This window comes from Vibrio sp. A1-b2, from assembly GCF_021726015.1.
GTDB lineage: Bacteria > Pseudomonadota > Gammaproteobacteria > Enterobacterales > Vibrionaceae > Vibrio > Vibrio diazotrophicus.
Map to the genome: position 1 here is coordinate 61492 of NZ_JAKKCI010000002.1, position 25522 is coordinate 87013.

At 43.0% G+C, this 25522-nt stretch carries 22 protein-coding genes and 4 tRNA genes; 7 read left to right on the forward strand and 19 right to left on the reverse strand.

Annotated features, from left to right (window positions below):
- The 9 genes from L3V23_RS05140 to L3V23_RS05180 all read right to left on the reverse strand — a co-directional run bounded on the left by L3V23_RS05140 (position 1) and on the right by L3V23_RS05180 (position 11773).
- Positions 1-1212, reverse strand: a complete 1212-nt coding sequence (locus tag L3V23_RS05140; RefSeq protein ID WP_112403694.1) for a glycosyltransferase family 4 protein — start codon at positions 1210-1212, stop codon at positions 1-3.
- The gene (locus L3V23_RS05145; RefSeq protein ID WP_112403693.1) at positions 1209-2207 is read right to left on the reverse strand and encodes a glycosyltransferase; all 999 of its coding nucleotides are present in this window, start codon (positions 2205-2207) and stop codon (positions 1209-1211) included. Before L3V23_RS05145 ends, L3V23_RS05140 begins: the two co-directional genes overlap by 4 nt.
- The gene (locus L3V23_RS05150) at positions 2200-3591 is read right to left on the reverse strand and encodes a capsular biosynthesis protein (protein ID WP_237291978.1); all 1392 of its coding nucleotides are present in this window, start codon (positions 3589-3591) and stop codon (positions 2200-2202) included. The genes L3V23_RS05145 and L3V23_RS05150 overlap by 8 nt, the downstream gene beginning before the upstream one ends.
- A complete protein-coding gene (locus L3V23_RS05155; protein ID WP_237291979.1) occupies positions 3588-4814 on the reverse strand; it encodes a capsular biosynthesis protein in 1227 nt (408 codons plus the stop codon). The genes L3V23_RS05150 and L3V23_RS05155 overlap by 4 nt, the downstream gene beginning before the upstream one ends.
- 4 nt (positions 4815-4818) lie before the next feature.
- Positions 4819-6990, reverse strand: a complete 2172-nt coding sequence (locus L3V23_RS05160) for a polysaccharide biosynthesis tyrosine autokinase (protein ID WP_237291980.1) — start codon at positions 6988-6990, stop codon at positions 4819-4821.
- A gap of 1 nt (position 6991) precedes the next feature.
- Complete coding sequence (locus L3V23_RS05165; protein WP_102955285.1) at positions 6992-7591, reverse strand: polysaccharide biosynthesis/export family protein; 600 nt, start codon at positions 7589-7591, stop codon at positions 6992-6994.
- Positions 7592-8890, reverse strand: coding sequence for an outer membrane beta-barrel protein (locus tag L3V23_RS05170; protein ID WP_102966865.1), 1299 nt, complete (start codon positions 8888-8890; stop codon positions 7592-7594).
- The gene (locus L3V23_RS05175; protein WP_102955287.1) at positions 8874-10289 is read right to left on the reverse strand and encodes an undecaprenyl-phosphate glucose phosphotransferase; all 1416 of its coding nucleotides are present in this window, start codon (positions 10287-10289) and stop codon (positions 8874-8876) included. The genes L3V23_RS05170 and L3V23_RS05175 overlap by 17 nt, the downstream gene beginning before the upstream one ends.
- 395 nt (positions 10290-10684) lie before the next feature.
- Positions 10685-11773 carry a ketoacyl-ACP synthase III gene (locus tag L3V23_RS05180; RefSeq protein WP_102966866.1) on the reverse strand — a complete coding sequence of 363 codons (1089 nt, stop codon included), beginning with the start codon at positions 11771-11773 and terminating at the stop codon, positions 10685-10687.
- 212 nt (positions 11774-11985) lie between these two features.
- Between L3V23_RS05180 and trxC the strand changes: the two genes are divergently transcribed.
- Positions 11986-12420, forward strand: a complete 435-nt coding sequence (trxC, locus tag L3V23_RS05185) for a thioredoxin TrxC (protein ID WP_237291981.1) — start codon at positions 11986-11988, stop codon at positions 12418-12420.
- Between the two features lie 196 nt (positions 12421-12616).
- Positions 12617-13777: an MFS transporter gene (locus L3V23_RS05190; RefSeq protein ID WP_237291982.1), complete on the forward strand. Its 1161-nt coding sequence runs from the start codon at positions 12617-12619 to the stop codon at positions 13775-13777.
- 48 nt (positions 13778-13825) lie between these two features.
- Here L3V23_RS05190 and L3V23_RS05195 read toward each other — a convergent pair whose 3' ends face one another.
- A complete protein-coding gene (locus tag L3V23_RS05195) occupies positions 13826-14218 on the reverse strand; it encodes a nitrous oxide-stimulated promoter family protein (protein ID WP_237291983.1) in 393 nt (130 codons plus the stop codon).
- 107 nt (positions 14219-14325) lie between these two features.
- Between L3V23_RS05195 and L3V23_RS05200 the strand changes: the two genes are divergently transcribed.
- Positions 14326-14499 (forward strand): DUF2986 domain-containing protein, encoded by a 174-nt coding sequence (locus L3V23_RS05200; protein WP_081878729.1) that lies wholly within the window; start codon positions 14326-14328, stop codon positions 14497-14499.
- Here the strand turns inward: L3V23_RS05200 and L3V23_RS05205 are convergent.
- The 5 genes from L3V23_RS05205 to L3V23_RS05225 form a co-directional block, all read right to left on the reverse strand.
- Positions 14488-14964 carry an NYN domain-containing protein gene (locus L3V23_RS05205; RefSeq protein ID WP_042487275.1) on the reverse strand — a complete coding sequence of 159 codons (477 nt, stop codon included), beginning with the start codon at positions 14962-14964 and terminating at the stop codon, positions 14488-14490. The two genes, L3V23_RS05200 and L3V23_RS05205, sit on opposite strands and share 12 nt — an antisense overlap.
- A 218-nt stretch (positions 14965-15182) precedes the next feature.
- Positions 15183-15256, reverse strand: a tRNA-Cys gene (locus L3V23_RS05210).
- A 9-nt stretch (positions 15257-15265) separates the two neighbouring features.
- Positions 15266-15352, reverse strand: a tRNA-Leu gene (locus L3V23_RS05215).
- 491 nt (positions 15353-15843) lie between these two features.
- Positions 15844-15917: transfer RNA gene (locus L3V23_RS05220), tRNA-Cys, on the reverse strand.
- A gap of 9 nt (positions 15918-15926) precedes the next feature.
- Positions 15927-16013, reverse strand: a tRNA-Leu gene (locus L3V23_RS05225).
- Between the two features lie 310 nt (positions 16014-16323).
- On the opposite strand from L3V23_RS05225, the gene L3V23_RS05230 reads away from it, so the two are divergent.
- A complete protein-coding gene (locus L3V23_RS05230; RefSeq protein ID WP_102966869.1) occupies positions 16324-17310 on the forward strand; it encodes an LLM class flavin-dependent oxidoreductase in 987 nt (328 codons plus the stop codon).
- A 116-nt stretch (positions 17311-17426) separates the two neighbouring features.
- Here the strand turns inward: L3V23_RS05230 and viaA are convergent, their stop codons facing one another.
- Both viaA and L3V23_RS05240 read right to left on the reverse strand, forming a co-directional pair.
- Entirely contained in the window at positions 17427-18872 is a 1446-nt protein-coding gene (gene viaA, locus L3V23_RS05235) for an ATPase RavA stimulator ViaA (RefSeq protein WP_237291984.1), read from the reverse strand.
- A gap of 8 nt (positions 18873-18880) precedes the next feature.
- Positions 18881-20539, reverse strand: coding sequence for an ATPase RavA domain-containing protein (locus L3V23_RS05240; RefSeq protein WP_102953490.1), 1659 nt, complete (start codon positions 20537-20539; stop codon positions 18881-18883).
- A gap of 287 nt (positions 20540-20826) precedes the next feature.
- Between L3V23_RS05240 and L3V23_RS05245 the strand changes: the two genes are divergently transcribed.
- The 3 genes from L3V23_RS05245 to L3V23_RS05255 all read left to right on the forward strand — a co-directional run bounded on the left by L3V23_RS05245 (position 20827) and on the right by L3V23_RS05255 (position 23441).
- The gene (locus L3V23_RS05245; protein ID WP_112403685.1) at positions 20827-21342 is read left to right on the forward strand and encodes an NUDIX hydrolase; all 516 of its coding nucleotides are present in this window, start codon (positions 20827-20829) and stop codon (positions 21340-21342) included.
- Positions 21343-21370: 28 nt separating this feature from the next.
- Complete coding sequence (ltaE, locus tag L3V23_RS05250; protein WP_102953492.1) at positions 21371-22375, forward strand: low-specificity L-threonine aldolase; 1005 nt, start codon at positions 21371-21373, stop codon at positions 22373-22375.
- Positions 22376-22697: 322 nt separating this feature from the next.
- The gene (locus tag L3V23_RS05255; RefSeq protein ID WP_237291985.1) at positions 22698-23441 is read left to right on the forward strand and encodes a TetR/AcrR family transcriptional regulator; all 744 of its coding nucleotides are present in this window, start codon (positions 22698-22700) and stop codon (positions 23439-23441) included.
- A 63-nt stretch (positions 23442-23504) separates the two neighbouring features.
- Here L3V23_RS05255 and L3V23_RS05260 read toward each other — a convergent pair whose 3' ends face one another.
- Entirely contained in the window at positions 23505-24773 is a 1269-nt protein-coding gene (locus L3V23_RS05260) for a DEAD/DEAH box helicase (protein ID WP_237291986.1), read from the reverse strand.
- A gap of 107 nt (positions 24774-24880) precedes the next feature.
- Positions 24881-25462, reverse strand: a complete 582-nt coding sequence (locus L3V23_RS05265) for an ACP phosphodiesterase (RefSeq protein ID WP_237291987.1) — start codon at positions 25460-25462, stop codon at positions 24881-24883.
- Between the last annotated feature and the right edge of the window lie 60 nt (positions 25463-25522).

Genomic DNA, 25522 nt, shown 5'->3' on the forward strand with positions numbered 1-25522 from the left:
TTATTTCTCACTCAGTAATTCTTGGTACAAATGCATAAGCGTATTTTCGTGACGAGCCAGAGAGTACTTGTTCTCTAAGCGATGACGAGCGCGATTCCCGAACTCAACAACCAGCTCTGGGTGCTGAGCAAAATCATCCATCACTTGTGCTAAAGAATCTGGATTCCCAGATTCAAACAAACGCCCTTCTACACCTTCTCTTACTTGTTCTGGAATGCCACCGATATTGGCGCCGATGATCGGCTTGCCATAAGCCATGGCTTCGATAACCGACATAGAACAGTTTTCATAACATTCAGAAGGAACAATGACTGCACTGCACTCTTTGATCAACGAGTGTAGAGTATCGCCGCTTTGGAAACCGAGAAAATCGATATTGTCGTAATTAGCGACCAACTCATTGTACAAAGGCCCGTCGCCAACCACTTTTAATGGCATCTCCTGCTTAGAACGTTGATAAGCTTCAGCCAAAGTTGCTACGCCTTTTTCAACACTTAAGCGTCCCAAATAGAGGAAGTATCGACCGTCTTTTACACCATTTCGCTCAACATGCTCATCTATGCCATTCACAACCACTTCAATACGATTATGGGGTAATTTTTGGCGAATAATGTTGGCGAGAAACTCACTAGGCGAAACGATCACATCCACAGCTTGGTAGTTCTTAGCCAATGATTGATAAGTAGCCTCAAGCGATAATAACGCACTCTTAAACAGCGAACCTTCCTGACAACGATACTTAAACGCGTTCCATACCGAACCTTTCAAACAAGCTTCGCAGGTATGTCCATCTCGGTACATGGTGTAACTTGGACATGCGATTTTTGTGTCGTGGGCTGTCAGCACCGTTTTGCAGCCTAATGACTTGGCGACTTTAATGATCGATGGCGTCAGCTGATGATAGATATTGTGAAAGTGAACAATTTCAGGGCGCTCTTTGGTAATTAAGGCTGTTAACTTCTCACAAGCTTCACTGTTATGAATAAAATTAATCGCCGTTTTCACGCTGCCTAACAAACTCTTCTTGCCGTCATGGTAATCAACGTTAGAAACAAAATAGTCACTAAAAGCCGACTCAATGTTTTTCTCATGCTGCATTGAGAAATCTATAATCGTTGCTCCTGAGCGCGCTAACATCTCGCGTTCCTGAAAAAACACAGTTTCAGCTCCGCCTTTCATAAAGAAGAACTTGTTTACTAGAAGTATTTTCATTGTTGTTCTCCCTTAATCAGTCGGTTATCAGGCGCTTGATTGGGATCTTTTAAACGACAGCTCAACCCTCGAATAAGCCCTGCAGAAAACACACTCAGATTCACCACACTTTGTAGAGCATCTCTTAATGATCGGTTCTTAATTGCTTTCAGCGCAAAGAAAGCCACCAACGGCAGTAGCGCAATCGAGATAATTTTTGCATGGAAAGTCAGAATGGATATCGCCAGTAAAAACAAATAAAGGGTAAAGATCGCCTCGTTCTTAACTACGAGCAGCGCATCTTTAAAATGCGGCTTTCCCCAAGCACTTTTTAATAGTTCGCCAGAAGCAAACAAATAGCCACTTCTCCAGCGATATTTCATTAGTTCGATGGAAGACATGTCATAAGAAGTGTGAGAGAAGTATGGAACAGCCAGTCGGTGCAGCTTGTAACCCGCATGCTTTAATCGCATACCCAGTTCTGCTTCTTCATATGCATGTAGATTGCGATTGGTTAAATAACCGATTTTTTCAATGGCAGAACGTCGATATAAGCCGCCTCCACCAAGATGGGAAGTATCGCCTACAGGATAGATCTTGTGAATACGCTGCTTACGGGACTTGAACTCGTAGCTTTGTGCATCATCCATTTCAACCATACCAGCTACGCCAGCGTAATCGCGGTGAGTATCTAAATAAGCAATCCCCTGCTCGATAAAGCCGGGCGCCAGTTCCATATCTCCATCCATGAGAAGAAGAAACTCGCCTTGTGCATGAAGATAGCCTAGCTGATGCCCTACACCACAACAACGTTCATCACCATTAACCAATGTGGCGACCTTGGCTCCATGTTCCAGAGCTATCGCTTGAGTATCGTCTGACGACAGGCTGTCGGCGACAATAATCTCATGAGAGTAATTGGATAAATTTTCGCGAATACTGGTAATAGTTTTCGCGATCCCAGCCTGTTCATTATACGTTTTGATAATGACACTGATTTTAATATCTTCACCCATAAGAAGGCTCACTTATTGTTAATACTGACTTCCGGATAACTAAGGCAGCACCTAATGAAAAATAGAACAGAAACTGCGGCATCGGCACTATCATCAGAGTTTGACTGTAAGGAAGACTCAAAAGCCCAGCAATACCAAAGGCAATAAACGCTGGCTGGAAGGAAAGTAAACGCACGTCTTCCTGCGTAACTCTGTCTCTGGGAATAAGTGGTTTTGGCATCACTATCCGTAAGGTATAGCCGACGACGCCAAAGAACAGCAAAGTTCCAATCAAACCCATTTCCCATAGCAACATGCTCAATGATGTTGAATCCAAAAATACGTTAAAGATGATATTTAAAAACCCTGGCGCAACGGTACTGCCTCGGTTGGTAGCATTGAGACCATATCCAAACAACTGGCTTGGTAGTCCCCACAAGTCACTGTGTTCTCCCCAAAAGAAGATGGTGGTCATCCTCCCCAGTTCTCCGGTTTCTGCCATGATGTAATTTGGGTCGAACACATATGACAAAGAGTCGATAAAGATGTCCAAAGCGCCTTTATCTGAACTACCCGCAAATGCGGATGAATAAGACGCAGCCAATATCATGATCGCAAGAGAAATAAGGCAGAATAAACCGCCGATGATCATCAAAGCAGTTTTAAGATCGAGCCGTTTCATTCCAGCCAGATAGCTTGGCGAAAACCAGACGAACGCCAGCAAGAACGGTGAAATCAGAATAACGAATTTCACCTCGCCTAAAATACACAAGATAAATGCCGCAATGATGTGAAGACCGGTGTTTAATTTCGTTGTCAGACCATGTTTATATTCAGAAAGCTTAAGCAGCATGATCAGTAAACAGAACAAGCCCATGGCGGCAGTGTTCCCGCCTTTCATCGGGTCACCACCAAACGTGCCCACAACCGCATCCCACTTTTCATACTCACCACGAAAGGCGACGCGTTTGGGAACAACAATCAGGATCTGGTACAAGATGACGGGGAACTGAATATAGAACACCCAATAGAGCGCTTTGGTAATCCTATAAATCTGTGACTCGCGCACAAAGCCCAGTAACAGACAAAACATAATCAGCGATATTGCTAACTCGTTTTTCATACCGACAATCGTTACTTTGATGCCGCTTTGCAATACTGTTGATACGGTTGCCAACGCAAACAAACTCACGAACAACACCAATAAAACGCGTTCTTTGTTGTCCAGATAAAAGGTACTGTAACGAGTTTGCATTGGTAGCAGCAGTACCATTAAACAGGTCATCAAAAACGGCAGCCAAAGAACCGCGCCAATCCCCGTGAAATACTGCACGACTCCACAAAATATCAGTGTGGTTAATGTAACAACTTGGAGGTAAAGCCCGCTGTTTAAACTAAGGTTCACTTGGCGTCCATTCCTTCTCGCATAGAACGAGCCCGTTGATTCACTTTCAAATAAATGAATCCATAACGTACAGCCGAAAGCACCGCATAAGTCATCACTGAATACGCGTAGTCGTTGTAGAAATAAGGCAAGATGACAAAAGCCACGATAACAACGGCCAATTGCTCAAGTTGAATACGCAGGAAATACTTGGGAGATCCAAACACCAGTTCAATAACAGTGAGTGGGCAAATAGCCAATGCAGGGAACAGATAAGGCAGCATATAACGTGAAGTTGGAATCGATTCTACCCATTCGTGAGTGATCCAGTTTTTAACCGCTGCGAATTCCATCACGATCGGATAGAAGATAAAGACGCCAGCAGTAGCAATGAGACCAAGGACGAAAAGAAGTTTGCGTACCTTTATAAATTCCGGGTAATTGAAACGCTGATGGCGAAAATCTAACGACCATTTAGAGAAGATAGAATTGCGTACCGCATTCCCTACAATCACAACTGGCGATAAACAAAATCGGCTAACAATCGCAAAATAGCCTGCCGTTACCGCAGAAAACCAATAGTTGATGAGAACTGTCGGCAAATTACTGTTTGCCATAGCCAACACTTCAGCGCTACCGATACTGACAATGTGTTGTTTATTACGCTTAAAGAAATCTCTGTTGGATGACCAGCCCCATTGATTCCATGCCATCCGTCGAAATGGCATCGAGTAAAGTAACCATAGAAAAACGATAACAATCAGCGCAATCGCCCAGCTCCAGTAAAGCATTTCAGCTGTTGGAGTCATCAACACACACACTAAAACTAAGCCAGAAGCAAGCAGACGCTGAAATGCTAGCAGCTTCATTTTTTCATCACGCAATAGCAGGTTTTCAGAGATCAAAATCCAAGCATGAGCAAGAGTCAGCAGATAGTAGAGTGCAAATGGTTTATTGAATAGCCAAACAATAACTGCGGTAAACGGAATGGCTAATACCACGGTCTGAAGAAGGCAAAACACGATGTTTTGCGCGAGATGTTCATCTTGCTGTTTTGGAATCAAAAGCTGCGAAGCAAAAGTACATATCTGTGCACCAATCAATACAATGCTGTACACCATGGCGTAAATACCGACTTCGTTCATACCATAGCGATTTGACACAAACCAGATGGAAGATGCCCCTATCACTTGGGTGAGCATCGAAGAGCTGGCAATCGTTGAGATACTTTTGATCAGCCCCATGCGATTAATCCTCAGCTAACAGCGCTGAAAAACTGCCTTGAGAAATAAACTGCTTACTTTCTTCACTTTGTAAGTTATCCGCTTGAACTCGGTTTAACACCGCGCCAATGGTATTGATATCAGGCTGATTTAACTTCTCGATATCTTGGCGAATAACTGGAACCGAGCGAGAAGCGGCTTGCATCACCACAACGACTCCATCTAATGTTTTAGCGGCTAACTGGGTATCTTTGTTGTCCGTAAGGCTTGGCAAGTTCACTACGATTCGTTCATAAAGCTCTGGCAGTTCTTGCATCATGTGCAGAAACTGCTCACTAGAGAAATAAACCAACGGTGACTGTTCAAGAACCCCACGCGGCAAGAAATCGAGCTTATCATTGAGAGAGATAAACAGTGGCTTGTGATTGTCACTAGCCCCTTCAGCCCATTGAGCTGCACCTTTAGCTTCTGTTGCACCATTCATCGCCTCGTCCGCTTGTGGAAGAAACTCAGGCAACATTGACAAGCCTGTTTCACTGCGAAAATCGAGATCCAACAAAAGCGTCTTATGGTTACGGCTTAAACTGTCGGCCAGTAACTGTGAAACTAGCGTCGCCCCTTCCTTTTCAGTGCTGGAGACAACACCTAAACAATAAGCTGACGGTGATGCTAGTTGAATCGCAGTTTTTATGCCGTGAAATGATTCCATCGCATAAGGATTACTTCGAATTAGGTTAACGAGTTCGTTTCTGTCCTCTGTTTGCCCCATTTCCGGTAAGTCAGCTAATGGTTTCAAACCTAATTTTTTCAAGACCTGTGTCAGGTTGTAGACCTTCTGATCCATTGCAGCGCGAATAATCACGAACAAAGTGGATAGCGTGAATGACATAATGAACACCATTGCCAGTAGTAACAATTTGTTCGGTTTTGCTGGCGTTTTGGCAACTGCGGCCGGGTCATATAAGACAGCATCTGGTTCACGATAAGTAGAAGAAAGCTCTTGTTCTTTGCTGCGTAAAAACATGTCTTTGTATAGGTCTTCCGTTTTTTGCAAATCAGTCTGCATACTTTCGTAAGTATCACGTTTCGCCACTAATGCTTTGAAGCCGTTCTTCTGTTCATTCAACAGCGCTTTATAGCGATTCTCTTTCGCCAACTGAGCTTGATATTCTTTGTACAGTCCTAATTTCAGTTCTACCAGCAGACGACGGAATTGAACTTCAATCGCCCTAATCTGCGCTTCAGCTTCAAGGATTTTGTTGTGTTTCGGCCCATAGCGATTTTGTAAATCAAACAACGTTCGCTTCGCCTGAATCATTGCGATACGCAAATCCTGTAACTGTGGATGACTGGAGATTTCAGGAATAGAAGCGAGATCTTCCAGCGGTGCATCTAAATTCTGTACCACCAGCTCATAATGAGATTGAGCAAGCATTCGGCGTTCAGTGGCATTGGCTAAACGCTCCGTCATAATGCTGAGTTGTTGCGTTTCAAAACCATCAATGCCTTTAAAAGTAATCAAGCCTTCTTTGTTAAGAAACTGCTCCATTTCCTTTTTCTTACTTGCCACTTGCTTGCGCAGTTCTTCCATCTGCTGCTCATTCCACTGTTGAGCGGCTAGGGTTTTCTCTACTTTTTTATCAACGGTATACTCAATAAACGCTTGAGCAATACCGTCGGCGATTCGTGCGGCTTCTTCAGCATCTTCCGATTCAAAAGAAACATGCACCAGCTGCGTTAAACGTACTTCTGAAAAAGAGAGGTGTTTACGAATGTTTTTAACCGTAGCATTCATTAAATCAGCTTCGGTCATTGGCAATTCTCTAATGCTGTCATCTACCGTTACGCCACCGTTGTATCGAGGATCTTCATTGAGATTGAGATCTTTGATGGCCTTTTCCAGAACAACACGAGATTGCATCAGATTAAATTGCGTAACGTAGTAAGGAGAGCGAGTTGAATCGTATCCGTCCACATTATCAATTGGCGTGGCGTTGTCTTCTTGCGCTTTGATCAATACCGTTGCAGTAGACACATATTTGGAATTCATACCAGAAATCAGCGGAAAGCAAGCTCCCGTTACCACGACAGTAAAGAGCAATATCTTCCACCAGTGTTTCTTTAATGCTTTTATAAATGGTGCAAAATCGATGCTGCTTTCCATCTTTTGACCATTTTCAATCATGCCTACTGCCATATTAGAAAAAACTCTGCTCTACGATTACGGTATCGCCAGGCTGCACAGGATGAGTGAGCTCAACGTCTTCAATTACTTCATTTGTCGTACCCGAACGAATACTGATGTCATCTCGGTCAGCACGGTCAGTAAAACCGCCAGCAATCGCAATCGCCTGCTCTACCGTTAATCTCGGTTGAAACTCATAACCGTTAGGGGAAGTCACCTCGCCAAAAATATAAAACAAACGGAACGATTCCATGTTAATGGTGACCATAGGGTTCAATAGGTAATCACCTCGCAAACGTTCTTCTATCTCAGCTTCAATGGCACTTGGCGTACGACCAGAGATAACAACGTCACCAATATAAGGAAAGTTAACCACGCCCGACTTACTCACTTTAAACTTCATAGACATATCAGGTTCACCGTAAACGATGATTTCAATTCTGTCGCCGGTGCCCAATAAGTAATCATCCAAGTTATCATCTACTTGAGGATTCGCTTGTTGTGCAGATGCCTGCTGTTCATTTATTGCCACTGAACCTTGCTGTGCGGCTTCCTCAGCCATTAGAGGCAAAGCCATAATCAAAGTAAGAAGGAATACCAACCATTTACGCATCTATATTTGCACCTTTAACTGCAACTCGACATACGATTGGTCGTAACCTAATCGTCTGATAATCGAGTACTGATCAAATTCACCGATGTTGAGTACATCTATGTCTTCATTTGAGCTGAACTTTTTCCACTGGTAATTCATTTCGAAGCGAATCGACGGTCTGAAATCATAACCAATCGCAAACTTCGCGGTTTTGGTTTTGTCGTATCGATTGTTGTCTTCAATACGATAGTCTTCCGTCTCATATTCATAGCTAATGGTGGTAGAAAAGCGATCTACCCACCAAAAATGCTGCCAAGAAATGCCGTAAATCCCATCAAGAATATAACCACCTTCTTGCCTCGGGTCTTTGACACGTTGAGAGGTATGCAGAGACCAAATATCGTGCTTTAACGGTTTCCACTCCAGCGCGACATTCCAGTTGGCTCCCAGAAAACTTTCTGAGCGGTCATTTTCGGGAAACGCTTTGTACAAAGCGGCAATATCCGCATCAATGGTTGTTTTACCGCTTCTGACGCTTTTAATGCCAAACAACAGATAATATTCGTTACTGTCTTTGCGTTTGTTCGCCTGATAGTGACGACGGTTAGTAATCAAACTGTAGCGAAATCGACTGTCGTCGCTGTATTGGTCAAACAGCTCGATCAGACCTGTGGTTTCTTGCCACTCTTGTTCCAAAACGTATTGATAGAAATCATTATCCGCGATTTGAATATGGTCTTTGTCATCATAACCAAAAGACTTAGTCTGTAGCATGACATCCAGTTTCCCACGCCCCTTTGGCGCACCGTAGCTATAGCGAAGGCTGGTATTAAATTGTGAATAATCCAGACCAGAGTCACCAAAGCCATAGTGTTCCATCTGAGACTCATCAAATCCTTCTGTTAAACCAAGCCCTCTTTTCTCTTTTCCATAACCCTGTTGGACATTCCACTTGAGTCCGTGTCTTAGCCCGTAGCGCCAGTAACCATCGAACATCATGAAGTGACTGTCAGAGTCATCTTCATGAGAATCTTGGTAGCGGTTGTAGTCGCCCTTATACATTAGGAGGTACTGGTCTTCTCCTCTTTCTCCGATGGCTTTTAACTCAGGCGAAACGGTCAAATAGTTCGACTCTATTTTATCTTCATCATCAATCTGAAACGTGACGTTGTCATCAATACCATAAGCAGTACCGACTTGACTCTGGAAGTCGATACCTGCGATTCCAATATGCGATTTTGGTTTCAAATCAGCGTGGGCAGATACGTTAACCAACAAGCTGCCCACACACAGTAAAAAGCTAGTATGCCGTTTCACTGACAAAGCCTTTAAAAATGGTCAAAAAGATAATTTTAATATCAAGCCACAACGTCCAGTTTTGCATGTATTGGATGTCGTATTGAATGCGTTTTTCCATCTTGTCGACGGTTTCTGTTTCACCACGATAGCCGTTTATCTGCGCCCAACCGGTAATGCCAGGTTTAATTTTGTGTCGAATCATATAGTTATCAACTATTTTTCTGTATTCTTCGTTGTGAGCAACAGCATGAGGTCGGGGGCCAACAATCGACATGGAACCTTGAAGCACATTAATGAACTGAGGCAACTCGTCTAGTGACGTTCTGCGAATAAAGGCGCCGAACTTGGTTACCCTAGGGTCGTTTTTGGTCGCCTGTGTAACAACATCGCTGTTTTCCATCACTTTCATGGAACGGAACTTCCACACTTTGATTTTCTTGCCTCCCAAACCATAACGATCTTGTTTGAAGAGCACAGGGCCTGGCGAACTCATTTTTACACCTATCGCCACGGCTATTAGAACGGGAGAGATCATCAGTGTAATCATTGAACCGATGATAATATCTTCGATTCGCTTGATAGCAGCACCCACCCCATCAAAAGGTGAACCAAAAACACTAAAGGTTTGCACACCATTGACAGACTTCACTTTCGAAATACTGATGTTGTAGGTGTACAGGTCTGGAACGAGATAGGTATCCACCGTACTGTCAGACAGTTGTTCTAAATAGTGACGAATGCGGTCTTTCGCCACCATAGGCAAAGCGACATACACTTCATCAATTTCGCCATTGCGAGCTTTTTCCAGCAGTACATCAACTTTTCCTTTGTAGGGAATTTTGGTCAGATAACCGAATCGTTGCTCACCTCGGTCGTCATAATACGCGAGCTCAATATCGTTCAGATGGTAGTCACTGAGCAGTGAACGGGAAATAGCAATACCAGCCGGTGTCATACCTATGATGGCTATACGCTGTTTCTGGTTCATTTTCTGACGGAAGGTTCGTACAGTGGCAATTGGCAAAACCCTAGCCGCTGCCAGCACAACAAATGCTAATACATACCAAAAAGCAAAGACCGTTGGGTTTAGGTTTGTGATGGTCACGCCATCCACATTCTTGAAGAAGTACTTCACCACTTCCATGGCTAAAACTGAGATGGTTAACGTTGCAAGCAATCGAAAAAACGAAGCCCTAATGCGACGTAGAGTTCGATAGCTGTAGAGTTTGCAGTACTCTCCGACTAAAAGAAAAATAACCGAGAAAATAAATGCTGCTAGAATATCTATTGCCGTTTCATGATCACCAAGCGATTTAATAATACTCGTTAGCATGAGATTAATAAGAAGGAAATCAACCATCTTTAACAGCGTTGCGTAGCCGTCATCCGCAAGCTTTAATACTTTTCTCGGTGTCATACCTAGTCTGCCTCAAACGTCTGAAAAATGAATTACTGATTGCTTGATTATCTAATTATTCTGTTTCACTAAGAGTCTATTTAACTTTTAGCTGTGAATTCCATTTAGTTTCAGTCTAGAACAATTCCACTAAACCTATGAATAAAAAGCAGTAAAAGTATATTTCTTAGTTGCATAGAATGTTTGCAAAAATACTACCTTATTTCGTGATGTGCATTCCACATATGTGCTGTAGGACTATTCTTATATTTGAGATTTATTTTAATTACTTTCTGTTTCACACGTTCTGAATATTGACCTAAGAATACAGTTGTAGGATTTCAGACTGAAAATGTAAAAAAGGAACTCATTGAGTTCCTTTTTGATTTCATTGAAGTGACTGTTTAAGAGTCTGTTTACTCGGCAGATTTTCGTTTGCAGTGTTCAATCGCATCATGCAGTAGCTCTAGTGCTGACTTATCGCATTCCGGTAACACAGCATCACTTGTGTTGACAGGAGTAACACGCTGACCCCATCGGATATGGCCGGCTCCCCACGTCAGTCCTGCGCCGAAAGCTGCCACAAGAATATTGTCGTTTGGATTAACCTTACCCTGTTCTAGCGCTTCACAAAGAGCAATTGGAACCGTCGCTGCAGAAGTATTGCCATACTTGTGAATATTGACGAAGGCTTTGTCTTGGCTGATACCAGACACATCACATAAGGTTTGGATGATTCTAATATTTGCCTGATGAGGGATCACCACATCGACATCATCATTAGTTAAACCACTTCTTTGCAGTACTTGTTGAGACGCGGCACCCATACCACGCACCGCGCGTTTAAAGATGTCTTTACCAATGAAGTTAAAATCCCAATGACCATTATCAGCCGCGAAACGATCCATTGCCGTCCCAAACTTAGGCACTGCCAAAATATCACGACCTTCAGCATCACAACCGATTTGCGCATCTTGCAAACCAAGCGTCTCTTCCGTACGGCTTAATATTGCTGCACCAGCACCATCACCAAACAAAACTGCGGTGTCTCGCTTAGTCCAATCTAGATAGAAAGAAAGACGTTCAGCACCAATCACTAATGCATGCTTGTAGTTACCCGCCTGAATCAAACGAGTCGCGGTTTCTAAGCCGTAAAGGAAACCAGTACAAGCAGCATTCATATCAAACGCAGCCGCTCCTTTGTTACCCAAATTCAGTTGAACTTTCGACGCAATATTCGGAATCAAGGTATCTGGAGAACAGGTGGCAACAATAATCAAATCAAGATCGCCAGCTTCTAATCCAGCACACGCCAAAGCTTGCTTAGCAGCAACGGTTGCCAAGTCAGACGTGTTAACGTGGCTAATACGACGATTTTCGATGCCAGTACGAGTGCGAATCCACTCATCATTGGTGTCTAAAAAAGTACTCAGATCTTCGTTTGTAAGAGTTGCTGGAGGCAAACATTTACCCCAACCTGTAATTTCAGCGTAAAACTTGGTCATACTCGTTCCAAATCTATAATTGTTATGCCAATACCAGCGTTGAATTAACCCGAGGCTATGATTAATTACGTACCGATATTGTCTATTGTATTTATATCAATTGCCCCAACATTAGGCATAAGGGCGGATTATACGCTCATTTACCATATAGCGCTATTTGCCATAAAGAGCTGTAAAGACCATAAATACAAATCACGATTTGAGAGGAAACTATGTCTACCTTCAATACACGCTGCCCTTCTTGCCATGGATTAAACCGTGTTCCCAATGAGCGAGTATCAGAGAGTCCGAATTGCGGCAAATGCCAAACACCTTTGCTGGACGGCTCACCAATAGAAGGTACAGATGCTAATTTTGAGGCTATTTTGCAAAGTTCTCAGCCTGTCGTTGTCGATTTTTGGGCTCCTTGGTGTAACCCATGTGTGGGTTTCGCGCCTGTTTTTTCAGATGTAGCAAATGAAAGAAATGGTTCAGTACGTTTTGTAAAAATCGACACTGAAAGTCAGCAAATTCTTGCTGCTAAGTTCCAAATTCGCAGCATTCCAACCATTATGGTGTTCAAGAACGGACAAAGAGTTGATGTCATAAATGGTGCGCTTCCTAAATCCCAGTTTAATCAATGGCTGAACCAAGCTTTAGCAAAATAATTCTTGTGAAATTTTTCTAGTTAAGTTGGCTATTTTTAGGATAATATGCCGACTTAACTTAGTATTTTATAGATTAGATATTTAATAAAATTTATTAATCGTAAAGATCACAAATTTTAGTTTTACCTTTCCTCTCATAAGTCCCATATTCGCCGCAAATTCTATCTTTCCCCCTATAAACTTTGAGGCGACGTCGTTGGACAACTTGTTGGTATCAACTTCTTCTCAACGCATTTCTGTTCCAGTAATTGCGTTAACTTTCTATGCAGTGGCATCGGGCTATTTAATGAGTCTGATCCCCCTTATGTTGCCTCATTATCAGTTAGAAACCAGTTTAGCGAGTTGGCTTGCGAGTGTGTTTTACGCAGGGCTGTTAATCGGTGCGATGATCGTAGATCCTGCTGTAAACCGTCTTGGTCACAGAAATGCTTTCATTGCATTCTTGATGATTCTGCTGGTCTCTATTGTCACCTTACCTTTAGTCGCGAATTCAACTGTATGGTTGGTTTCACGTTTTATCGCTGGCATTACAGTCGCAGGTATATTCGTCGTCGTTGAATCTTGGTTACTGCATGGGGATGAATCAGGTAGAGCTAAGCGACTTGGCATCTATATGGCTGCTTTATATGGTGGTTCCGCAATTGGTCAGCTAGGCATTAGCTACATAGGTATTAACGGTACGCTTCCATTTTTTGCCATCTCAGCGCTGTTACTCATTGCATCTGTTGTGTTGATTTTTGGTAAATCAACACAACCAGCTTCACAACAAGCGGCAAGCCTGTCTTGGCGTCAAATGACCAAGTTGAACCATGCCGCTATTATGGGATGCATCGTATCAGGGCTAACCCTAGGTGCTATTTACGGTTTGATGCCTGTAGAACTGGAAAAGAGAGGTTTAGACCATTCCAATATGGGTGCGCTGCTTGCTCTAGTTATTCTGGGTGGAATGGCGATTCAACCTAGCGTTCCTTGGCTTTCGAAATATTTAGGTCGTACTTTATTGATGGCATTGTTCTGTTTAATCGGCTCTGGTGCCGTTATGCTGCCATTCCTCGAATCTGGCTTAACAGTGCTTGCGATCAGCTTGTTTGTATTGGGTATGGCGACATTTGCACTTTACCCAATCGCTATCAATTTGGGATGCGATAAGCTCGATGCCAGTTACATTGTTTCTGCAACTCAAGTGATGCTGTTCAGCTATAGCGTAGGGTCTGTGGTTGGTCCTGTCATTGCTGACTGGTTCTTACAAAATGGTCAAGGTTTGTTGGGGTATCTATTCGTAATTCAAATGGCGACCTGTCTATACATGCTACTTGCAAGTATGAAAACTAAACGCCAATGGGTTGCAGGTGAATAAACCGTTCACACTCATTCCACCTGCAGCAATCTGAATTATTGATTATTACTACTTATTAGACGCTTTAAGTCGTTGATGACGATTTGAAGCGTCTTTTTCTATTGTGACGGGTGGTTCTTTTCGCTCATGTAGCAAATGACGAATCGCAAGAATAGGATGTGGCAGTAACATTCTTGGACCAGAGTATCGCATCACCAATCTCATGCTTTCTTTCGGTTCTGGCTTATAACAATGGATTGGGCATCGATTACAAGTCGGCTTATTTTGACCGTAAGGGCATCTGTCTAAACGTATTTCAGCGTAATCGAGCAGTGCTTGGCATGCTTCACACAATCCATTTTTACTATTATGGTGTTTTTGACAGTAGATGCCCATCATCGCAGCTACGGTCTTATATTCTGTTTGTAATGACCCGATTAAAATAGAACTGGGTTTTGTCATTATTACACCCTATTGAATAACAGCCTGGTTAATTTCTTACTGGCTATTGAGCTTAGTGTTCAAAACCATTAAGCTCCCCTCCCTCATGTTCCTCAGATGTGAAAATCATGAACCGTAAAAAGAAGATCAACCAAATTTTAAAAAAGAAGATTAAGCAACAAAATGCGAAGCTTAATAAAAGTAATAAGCCTCGCTATGTCTCTAAAGCAGAGCGCGCTAAAATGGAAGCAGAAGAAGCTTCACAAGCTATTGAACAAAGTGAGACTCAATCACCAGAGTAGTAACTCGTCATCAATAGCAATGTATCTGTCAGCGGCTTCTACTAGGCTGTTCGCTGTTAAACCGGGTACACCATAAACTTCTACTTGCTTGCCAAATCTTTGTTGGATGCGTTTGGCGAGCAAGTCAAAATCGCCATCACCAGAAACCAACACAACCACATCAACTTCTTCTGCTAGCTCAATTGCATCAAGCGTAATACCCACATCCCAATCGCCTTTAGCACTGCCATCCCTACGTTGAATAAACGGCTTTAACATCACTTCGAAACCGATACCACGCAATATATGGTGAAACTGACGTTGACCCGCATCTTTGCTGGCAATAGCGTACGCATTGGCTTTCACTACGGTGCGCCCATGAGTCACTTTTTGCCAAAACTGGTTGTAATTGAAGTTAAGTTGATAACGTTCTTTACAGGTGTAGTAGACATTCTGCACATCTACGAGAATGGCGATTTTTTCCATATTGATGTTGGTACCCTTATAGAGTGTACTTTCTAAACGCAAAACATTGAGCCAAATAACAGCCTCGAAACAAACGAAACCATACCACAGCCTAAAGCTGAAAGTTACACGATTATTGCTTATTGAGAATGTGTGACATCATCGCGAAGACGTTTATCTAAGTGACTACGATAAGAGAAAGAGTCTTTTGAGATATTTGAGAGAGTACTAAGAGAAAGTGGAGGCGCGTACCGGAATCGAACCGATGTACACGGATTTGCAATCCGGTGCATAACCACTCTGCTAACGCGCCTTATTTGGATGGTGCCCCGGGCCGGACTTGAACCGGCACGACTCGAAAGTCGAGGGATTTTAAATCCCTTGTGTCTACCAATTTCACCACCAGGGCAACGCATACTGCGATGGTGACACCATCTGTTCACGACATTGCTGTGTGAACGAGGCGTACTTTAGCGAAATCAGCCCCAAGGTCAATAAAAAACTATCAACTTATTTACCGACTGCTGAATAAAACAACTCTAACGTATAGATGAGCAACAATTTGTACATTTATCCCACACCACAAAGACTTCTGGGCTGTGTGTTTATCTTTGACCTTTTCCAAAATGCAGCTAAAACATTTTGTATGGCATGTTCTGCGTTTTCTATAGTATCGACCTTAAAATCTAACACATGGCATCTTCTAGCCACTTCAGACCCACTAACGTCATCGCATATTTCACAGATTGATGTACTTCTCGATGTGAGAGTTATATGTATTGCATTTCAAATGTCGCTAAGTACTGAATGAATACCAAGAAATAGTTGTGAGAAGGTTTAAAAGCCAGTGAGTATTGAACTTTTTTAATTTAAAGAGTTTGGAGATAGAAAAGAGAGAAATGGAGGCGCGTACCGGAATCGAACCGATGTACACGGATTTGCAATCCGGTGCATAACCACTCTGCTAACGCGCCTTATTTGGATGGTGCCCCGGGCCGGACTTGAACCGGCACGACTCGAAAGTCGAGGGATTTTAAATCCCTTGTGTCTACCAATTTCACCACCAGGGCAACGCATACTGCGATGGTGACACCATCTGTTCACCACATTGCTGTGTGAACGAGGCGTACTTTAACGGATTCATTTTGTTGGTCAATAACAAATTCTATATTTTTCAACTGAATGGCTAATAAACATGCCACCACGCATAAAAGACACACAAAAAGAACAAATGCTCAGCGAATCTTCGCTTGATAATTAACGTTTATTGGCGACACAAGATCCAAGAGTTTACTTACTATTCCTTCAAAAACTCATGGTTTTATTTATTTTTGGAAAGAGGCATAGTGATAACCTGATTTACTTGCAGATAAGTTTGTTATGTCTCTACCAAAACTCTCGATTTTAGATTTAGCGCCTGTCTCTGAAGGCGCAAATTTCCACACAACGTTTCAACATACGGTTTCACTTGCACAACACGCCGAGAAATTGGGCTACGAGAGATTCTGGATGGCGGAACACCATAACATGCCGGATATTGCGAGCGCAGCGACTTCTGTTTTGCTCAGTCATGTCGGTGCACATACTCAATCGATTCGTCTAGGTTCAGGCGGAATTATGCTGCCTAACCATGCCCCATTGGTCATTGCAGAACAATTTGGCACTTTGGAAGCACTCTACCCGAATCGTATTGATTTAGGTTTAGGTCGCGCTCCGGGAACTGACCATTCAACCATGCATGCTTTACGAAGAGAACCGGATCGAATGGACCCTGATTTCGATGAACTACTGGAAGAGTTACAGTTTTTCATGGGACCCATTTCGACTAACCAGCCAGTAAAAGCTTATCCGGGCAACAACTCTAAAGTACCAATCTGGTTGTTGGGCTCTAGCACCTACAGTGCTCGTTTAGCGGGAATAAAAGGACTGCCATTTGCGTTCGCCGCGCATTTCGCCCCTGACGCTATGTTGAGAGCGATCGAGATTTATCGTGATAACTTCCGACCTTCAGACCAACTTGATAAACCTTATGTCATGATCGGGGTAAACATCATAGTGGCTGAAACAGATGCTGAAGCCCAATATTTGGGTACCACTGAAAAGCAGAAGTTTCTTTCCATGATCAGAGGCGGGCGAACCAAACTTGCACCTCCGGTGAAAAGTATGGAACCGCTTTGGCTACCCCATGAAAAGCATCACATTCAGACTCAGCTGCGCGAATCGATTCACGGAAGTGTCGATACAGTGAAAAGTCGAATAATGGATTTAGTCTCCAGAACTCAAGCCGATGAGATTATGGTCAATGCCATGATTTTTGAACATGAAGCTAAGCTACGTTCTTACGAGTTACTGGCGAACATCGATTAAAAGCACTGAATAAATCGCCTTAGATACCACAAAGGGAGGTTATAACCTCCCTTTTCTTTTGCGGATTTTAACCAGCACTAGTTGTGACGGTTAACTGACATTCTTGCTGAATACAGTTACCACTGCTTTGCTATACGTCCAAAGATATTAGGATGATAACGCCAGCAATGATCAAACATACTCATTAATTCTGGGTTGCCATAGCGCGACAAACTGATGGCATGAAAGCGATTTTTTGCGGCCTTCAATCCATTAACCCGAGCCAAAATTTCTTCGTTCTGTTTAGGCGCGATGAAGTCAGAAATCACCACCAAATCGGCATTCTTATATGTGCCGTCAGCCATTAATTCCACTGACTTTTTCAGAACAGGCTCTAAGTCTGTACCACCGTGGAATGAGTAGCTCAAAAAGTCACTCACTTCGCGTAAACCATCTTGCTTGGTCAATTCATAAGTGATGTGTTCTGTAGAAAACAACATGACATAACAATCACGATCTTCGGCTAAAGCAATTTGCATCAGTGCATACGCCATTGCTTTGGCACACTGTTCAGGGAAACCATGCATTGAACCTGAAGCATCAACACAGACAATGAAAGGCCCTTTTTCGATATCCGCTTTTTTGTTGTCTGGCTTATGCGCACGAACTTTTCGAAGTGTGCGTGACTTTCCTTGCATCCGATAGTTCATCAAACGCTTATCAACTAAGTGTTTATAGAAAACCACTTCAAGCTCTGGGTAAGCGAGAAAGAGGGTTTCATTTGGCAGCATCTTATTAAGATCATCACTCTCATGAATACCGACAATGTCATCTGTCGCTTCATCGGACTTCTCTTCCACCATTTGTGGCTCTTCGGTAGGCGAGCGATTTAAATCTGGGTCATCAACGTCACTTGCCATTCGGCCTAAGCTTTCCGCTATCTCTTGCAACGCTTGATTTTTTTTCAAAAACTCAGCATGGCGCTTCATAACCGTCAAGTCACTGCGGCTTAATTTAGCAGAAGCCATATCCCATAACCTGCCGACACTGCTTTCATCACCCGCTTCGGTGACCTTATCCATATTGCGCATGGTTTCCATACGCTGATAAAGATCCGTCAGGAGTTTTTCTTTGTTCGTTTCCAGTTCCATCACTTGAGCTTGCTTAATTGCATCGCTTAATGACTTGTACCATTGGTCACAAAAGAAATGAGGGAACATAGGGTTATAAATACCCTTGTTCTTTTCCATCAAACGTCGTGCTTGTAAATAGAAGGCGGAGTGCCATTCAAGCTTTTTGATCACATCATCAATGCGGTCGAAAAAGGTCTCTTCGTCCCAGTGAATCACTTCTTGATAGTAGCTAAGCTCTTGCTGAAAGCGCTCAGTCTCACATACTCGTGTGATACGTTTTTTAACGCTACCACGCCATTTCAATAAGTGATTTTTTACCGTAGACCGAACACCACGATCTTCCGCCATCAACATCACTTGTGAGCGAGCTAGGAGATCATTAACTGCGGTATCAATAATGCCGCTGTCTGCAATCATAAGAGCGAGGTTTAATCCATCAGCGCCAAGCATGATGCCTCCTATTCAAAAAACTGAGCGAGATTTCGATAACGCTGCGCGCTTTTCTCGCATTCAGTTTGTGTCGCTTCCAACAGCTGCTGAAGCATATGCAATGTTGCTTCCATCGCTGTTGGTAAAGTTGGGTCAATAAAATTGTGAGGCAACGCTCCATGGAATACAGAACGTACTTTGCGTAAATGATGTTCTGCGTGTTTTAGCTGCGCCATCGCTTGCTCAGTTTTTGCCAACCAGTCTTGATACAACCCTTGGTCCAATCCCTCTTTTGTCACTAATGACACCATGACAGAGCGGTTGGCGATGTCTTTAATCACCAAATTGTTTGTCGCATCAACATCGAATTTGAGTCGGCACATATTGGTGTTTTGGTTGACGTAACCGTAGACATCACCTTCACCATCTTTTATGACTCTTTCTAATTCACTCTTTGGAACATAGACCCATCGGCTGTCCCCTTTCTCAGACTCAGACACCGACATATTACTTTGCAATAAAACCAGCTTAACGAGATCATAAGCCGCACCGACTTTATAGCTCTTAGCGCCTTTGATATCGTACTGATTGATGACTTTTTTCTTTATCAAGCCTGTAGCCGTCTCAAGCGACAACATCATGCCAAACTCTGATTCCAGCTCATCCTGAATCGAGGCTAACTCTTCGCGGCAAAGTGAAATTTGATGTTCAACTTCCATTTGATCGAAGGCGTAACGTAGTGCGAACTCTTTTACGACACTATGAACCACTTCACGTGACTCAGGGCTGTTCCATAAACAGTCTTGCAGCAATAGAATATCCAAAGGATTAATCGCATCACGACCATTAAAGAAAGCGCTCGCCTTTAACAACTTCACTGCTTTCTTCCAACGTCGGTCAGACACATACATGTCATGAGTCGACAAATTGCTGTCTTCCACAGCTGATTCCAACATACTCTTAAGCTGATAGAGTTTCTCAAAAACGTCGTCGCTCAGTGTCAGGCTGTCTAACTGTTGTTGCCATTGATGATATTCTTGGTCAGTGATCGCCAAACCTTCTGGAATACGTGCTTCTTGCGGCGTTCCAACTGTTAGCATGGATTTGAAATTCTGTTTGTTCTGAATTCGGTTGACGAACACTCGCACCAGCATCCGGTCATACAAGGCTTCAAGACCGCTGTCTTCATCAGGCAGTTCGTTGGATGCAGAGATCAATAAGCGCATCGGTACACGCTCAATATCACTGCCGTTTTTAAATGTTTTTTCGTTAACGACCGTAAGAAGCGTATTCAAAATCGCAGGGCCCGCTTTCCAAATTTCGTCCAGAAAAACGACCTGCGCGGTAGGAAGATAACCATTTGTTAAACGAACATATCGTCCGTTATCTTTCAGTTCTTGGATGCTGAGTGGGCCAAACACTTCTTCAGGCGTGGAGAAACGGGTCATCAAATACTCAAAATAACTGCTGTTATCAAAAGCTTGAATGAGTCGTTTCGCGATAAGACTTTTTGCAATGCCGGGAGGGCCTAAAAGGAAAACACTTTCACCAGCTAGTGCGGCTAGCAAGCAAAGTTTAATGGTACTTTCTCTTTCGTAAACACCATCAGAGAGAGCTTTGGAGAGCTTATTAATACGTTCTGACAATAACGCTTTTTGTCCATGAGAGGCTTGAGTTGGACTGATCATGCTTGCACTCCTAAGCAATACCTAAATTCGTTCTTATATGAAATTTTACACATTTGTTATCATTTGGTTACAACTATAATCCGAATTTGGACGGACTGTTATATCAGATCTACCTAATGTGCAAAATGATGTAATCATAGTTTGCACTTATGCGACATAGCGCTCATAACAACCGTATGAATTTTCAACGTTGAATTTATTTCCGATTGAGATTCTGCAACCAAATACGATATGGTAGACGTACTACGCCAAAATGGCTCTCCTCCACCGATAAGAACTATTTTTGTATGAGCAATACCATACACACGTGGAAACGCATTTCTCTTGTTGAAGAGAATGTCGTACTTCCCAACGGTAATAACGTCAAACACACAACTATTGTGCATCCTGGTGCCGCAGTCATTCTTCCGGTCACTGAAGACAACCAAATTGTCATGATCAATCAGTTCCGACCTTCGCTAAAAAAGTGGCTACTAGAACTTCCGGCGGGAACGATTGAAAACCAAGAATCGCCACTTGTTTGCGCTCAACGAGAACTCGAAGAAGAAACAGGCTACAGCAGTGATTCCTTTATTAGTTTAGGTCTGTTCACTCCTTTAGCGGGTTTCTGTGACGAAATTCAGCATCTGTTTATCGCGAAAAACCTTGTGAAAACATCTAGGTATAGCTGCGACGATGATGAAGTTATTGATGTCATCACTTTTTCAGTGGCAGAAATTGAGCAAAAGATCATAAGTGGCGAGATTACAGACTCAAAGACTATCGCTTGCCTGAGCAAAGCGAAGCTATGTGGATATTTATAATAAGTTAAGTTGGTTATAAGGAAATAAGATGGATTTTCGTTCTGATACTGTTACTAAACCTACTCAAGCCATGCGCGAAGCAATGGCTCGTGCCGAAGTCGGCGATGATGTTTATGGTGATGACCCTACTGTTAATGAACTTGAAACATGGGCAGCAGAAAGACACGGCTTTGAAGCTGCGCTGTTCACCACGTCAGGAACACAAGCGAACTTGCTGGGTTTAATGTCTCATTGCGATCGTGGCGATGAGTATCTATGCGGTCAACAAGCGCATAACTATAAATTTGAAGCCGGTGGCGCGGCGGTATTAGGCTCAATCCAACCTCAGCCAATCGAAAACAATCCTGATGGCACAATTGATTTTGCAAAGTTAAAAGCAGCAATCAAGCCCGACGATTTTCATTTCGCACGGACTCGCCTCTTGAGCTTGGAAAACACTATTAACGGTAAAGTTCTGCCAATGGAGTATTTAAAGCAAGCGAGAGAGTTCGTCGATCAGCATAATCTCAAACTGCATTTGGACGGTGCTCGCGTTTATAACGCAGCCGTTGCATTGGATACTGACGTAAAGAACATTGCTCAGTATTTTGATTCTATGACCATTTGCCTTTCTAAAGGTTTGTGTGCTCCTATTGGCTCTTTGCTATTAGGAAGCAAAGAATACATTGCCAAAGCAAGGCGTATTCGAAAAATGCTCGGCGGCGGTATGCGTCAAGCAGGTATTTTGGCGGCGGCAGGTAAACTTGCTCTCACAGAACAAGTGGCTCAGCTTAAAGTCGATCACGACAATGCAAAACACTTGGCCTATGGTCTTGCTCAACTGCCGGGATTCTCATTAAACCCAGAGTGGGTTCAGACGAATATTGTGTTTGCAAAAGTTGATGAAAATATTGATATCAATGCGATTGCTGATCAACTAAAACGAGACAATATTATTGTATCTCCGGGCAATCCTATTCGATTTGTTACACACCAAGATGTTACCCGCGAAGACATTGATCTGTTACTCAACAAACTGAGTTCTCTACTTTAGGTTTTTCTTATCAATAATCCTCTTATGCTGCGTATCAGCGCACAATTGGATTATTGATAACTCTCTTTTCCGTGAAAATTTCCGTAAATTCTGGTAAAAGGTCGCTCATACACAGCAATGAATGAATTGAGTCTGTTGACCTTTTGCAATGTTTATTACCGCAACTTATGAGTTATTCATACATGGCCACGACGATGGCGTGAAACACTCTTAGCATCTAAGCGATAACGCAGAACAAACAACTCAGTACTGCTACCCGAAGGTTCGGTTAAATTCGTTTAATCGAACAACGTTTAACCTTAAAAGGTCTACAGACCACAATATGACTGATAAAAAACAAGGGCGTCGTAGCGCAGATGATGCCCATAAAACTCGACTGCATATTCTCCGGGAAGCCACCAATTTATTTTGCGAGCTAGGCTACGCTCGTGTTTCGTTACGTAATATCAGTGAGAAAGCTGGTATATCACACAGCCTGATACGTCACCACTTTGGCAGCAAAGAAAAAATATGGCGTTACATCAGTGATGGCATGCACAGTTATATGGAGTTTTATTTACGCAAAGTATTATCTGAAATACCTGACGATACCGCGGTAAACGTAAAACTCTATCGGTTTACCATGTATCTGCTGGCGCACAGCCTCATCATTAAACAACCGATTCAGTTTATTGCTGACGCAGTCCGTCAAGAAGGAGCCTTGTTTGATTACTTTATTGATACTGCAGGTGAGCTAGAAGAGATTATTGAAGGCTTAGCCGACTTGTACAACAAAGAGTACCCAAACGCGCCGATTAAGGTATGGGAAATAAAGTGGCAAATGATCATGTTTAGCCATGGTGCAGCAAGCTTAACTCCATTTATGAAAGAAACATGGGCGGATGAAACTCGTGATTTAGATATTTGCCTATTGAAACACTGGTCACTGTTCAATGACATCATGATTCACAAGTTCAGCATTCCTGAGCAAGATGTCATGCGTCCAAACAGCGTAAAAGAGCTGGTGTACGAAGTTCGTTATGACTGGGAAGAAGAGTGCGAGAAGCGCATTAGCGCCAATCAATAGCATAAGGGCTGCGTTACGCAGCCCTTATCGTTTTACTCGGAGTTTGTTTAGCGTCCTAACCGCCTACTTTTTCTTTCCTCGGCTGGCATGGATTTTCAACTTCGCTTTCATTTTACGTTTCTCCGCTGAGCGACTGTTGCGCTTTGCAGGTTGGCTATCATCAAAGACTGGTTCAATACTCGGCTCGAATCCCTGCAACCACTCTTGCGGCAGCCTTTCATCTAATAAACGTTCAATTGCATGTAATAACGGCTCTTCGTCTTGACTCATCAACGATACAGCTAAGCCCTCTTTACCTGCTCGACCAGTACGACCAATTCGGTGTACGTAATCTTCAGCTTTAAAAGGCATGTCGTAGTTCACCACTTGCTCTAGCTGTTCAATATCTAAGCCTCGGGCAGCAACGTCAGTCGCAATCAATGCACGTATTTTGCCGGCTTTAAAGTCATCAAGCGCTTTCTGTCTTGCTCCTTGGCTCTTATCACCATTGATAGACGCTGCTTTTATGCCGTCAAGTTTTAACTCTGCAGCAAGCGCATCACTGCCCTGCCTTGTTTTTGTGAACACTAGGACTTGCTGCCAGTTTCTTGAACCAATCAGATAAGCTAGCAACTCTCTCTTGCGCTTTTTGTTCACTGGGTAAACCATCTGCTTAACCGTTGCCGCCGTTGAGTTACTTGGCGATACCTGTACTTCAACAGGTTCCATCATCATTCGGTATGCGAGTTCTTTGATCTTTTTATCAAATGTTGCGGAAAAAAACAGCGTTTGGCGAGCGCGATTCAGCTTACGAAGCACTCTTTGAATATCTGGCATGAAACCCATGTCCAGCATGCGATCGGCTTCATCCAGAACCAAAACTTCAACCGTACCCAAATACAACGTTTTAACATGGGCATGATCCAACAGACGCCCCGGTGTAGCGATAAGAATGTCTGCACCGCCACGGAGATTATTCACCTGTACTTTCATGCTTGTACCACCATAAGCGGTCACAATCTTGATGTTTTGACCTTTGGCATACGCAGTCAAATTATCAAAGACTTGTTGCGCCAACTCTCGTGTTGGTACCAACACCAATGAGCGAATGTCTTTACCTTTTCTTTCAGGATCAGAAGGGTTATTAATAAAACGCTGTATGAGAGGCAAACCAAACGCGGCCGTTTTACCCGTTCCCGTTTGAGCACCAGCCAATACATCACGCCCCTCTAATACTTGAGGAATTGCCTGCGTTTGGATAGCTGTTGGAATTTCTATACCAACACTGGCTAGCGTTGCCACTAAAGCAGGTTGAATACCTAATTCTTGAAAGGTAGGAGTTTGTTCAGACATCGGATACCAATTAATTCAGCTATATAAATTTCATTACCTAAAGCTCGCCAAGATTGTATTGGTAAACACATAAAAACATTGGCTGCTAGGATGGGCGGCGGATTGTATCAAAAGCGAATGCTTTTGGCTTTCTCTAATACTTGTGGATAGAGTGAAAAGAAAAGCGACTCTAGCTCCTGATAGGAATCTTCAAGGCTGACATAACATTCAGCTAAAGGTTTCATTCTCTCTCTTCGCAAAGACATGCGTTGCAATGCGAAATGGATATTCTCAAAATCTGCGTATGACTCTAACCAGCGCCCTTGCCACATTTTGTCGCTCACCATCATATAACGCTCGGGTAAAGACGAAGAGTGGTCAATCTTAATTTTCCTTTCCGCATCTAATACAAACTGCCGTAAAGACTGTAAATGAAAACGCTGCCAATGCTTGGCTAAACAGTGGTCCCAAAACATATCTAATGCAATAGGTGAGAAACGACGAGTTGTTGATGGGAACAAGGCTTTAGCGAGAATCATGACCTCATGGCTATCTGTATAAGCATCTACCCATCTGTGAAGCCGGATACCTTGCACAATATCTTCTGAAAACTGCTCACTCGGATTACCTTTGACAAAATCCCCCAACAGATTGCCGAGTAAATTACTGTCTGATGCTTCTGCTATATGTAAATGAGCAAGATAATTCATAGTAAAAACTTAAACTCTTTCTTTGATTGTTCGCTTGATTATAAGTGTATTCATATTTAG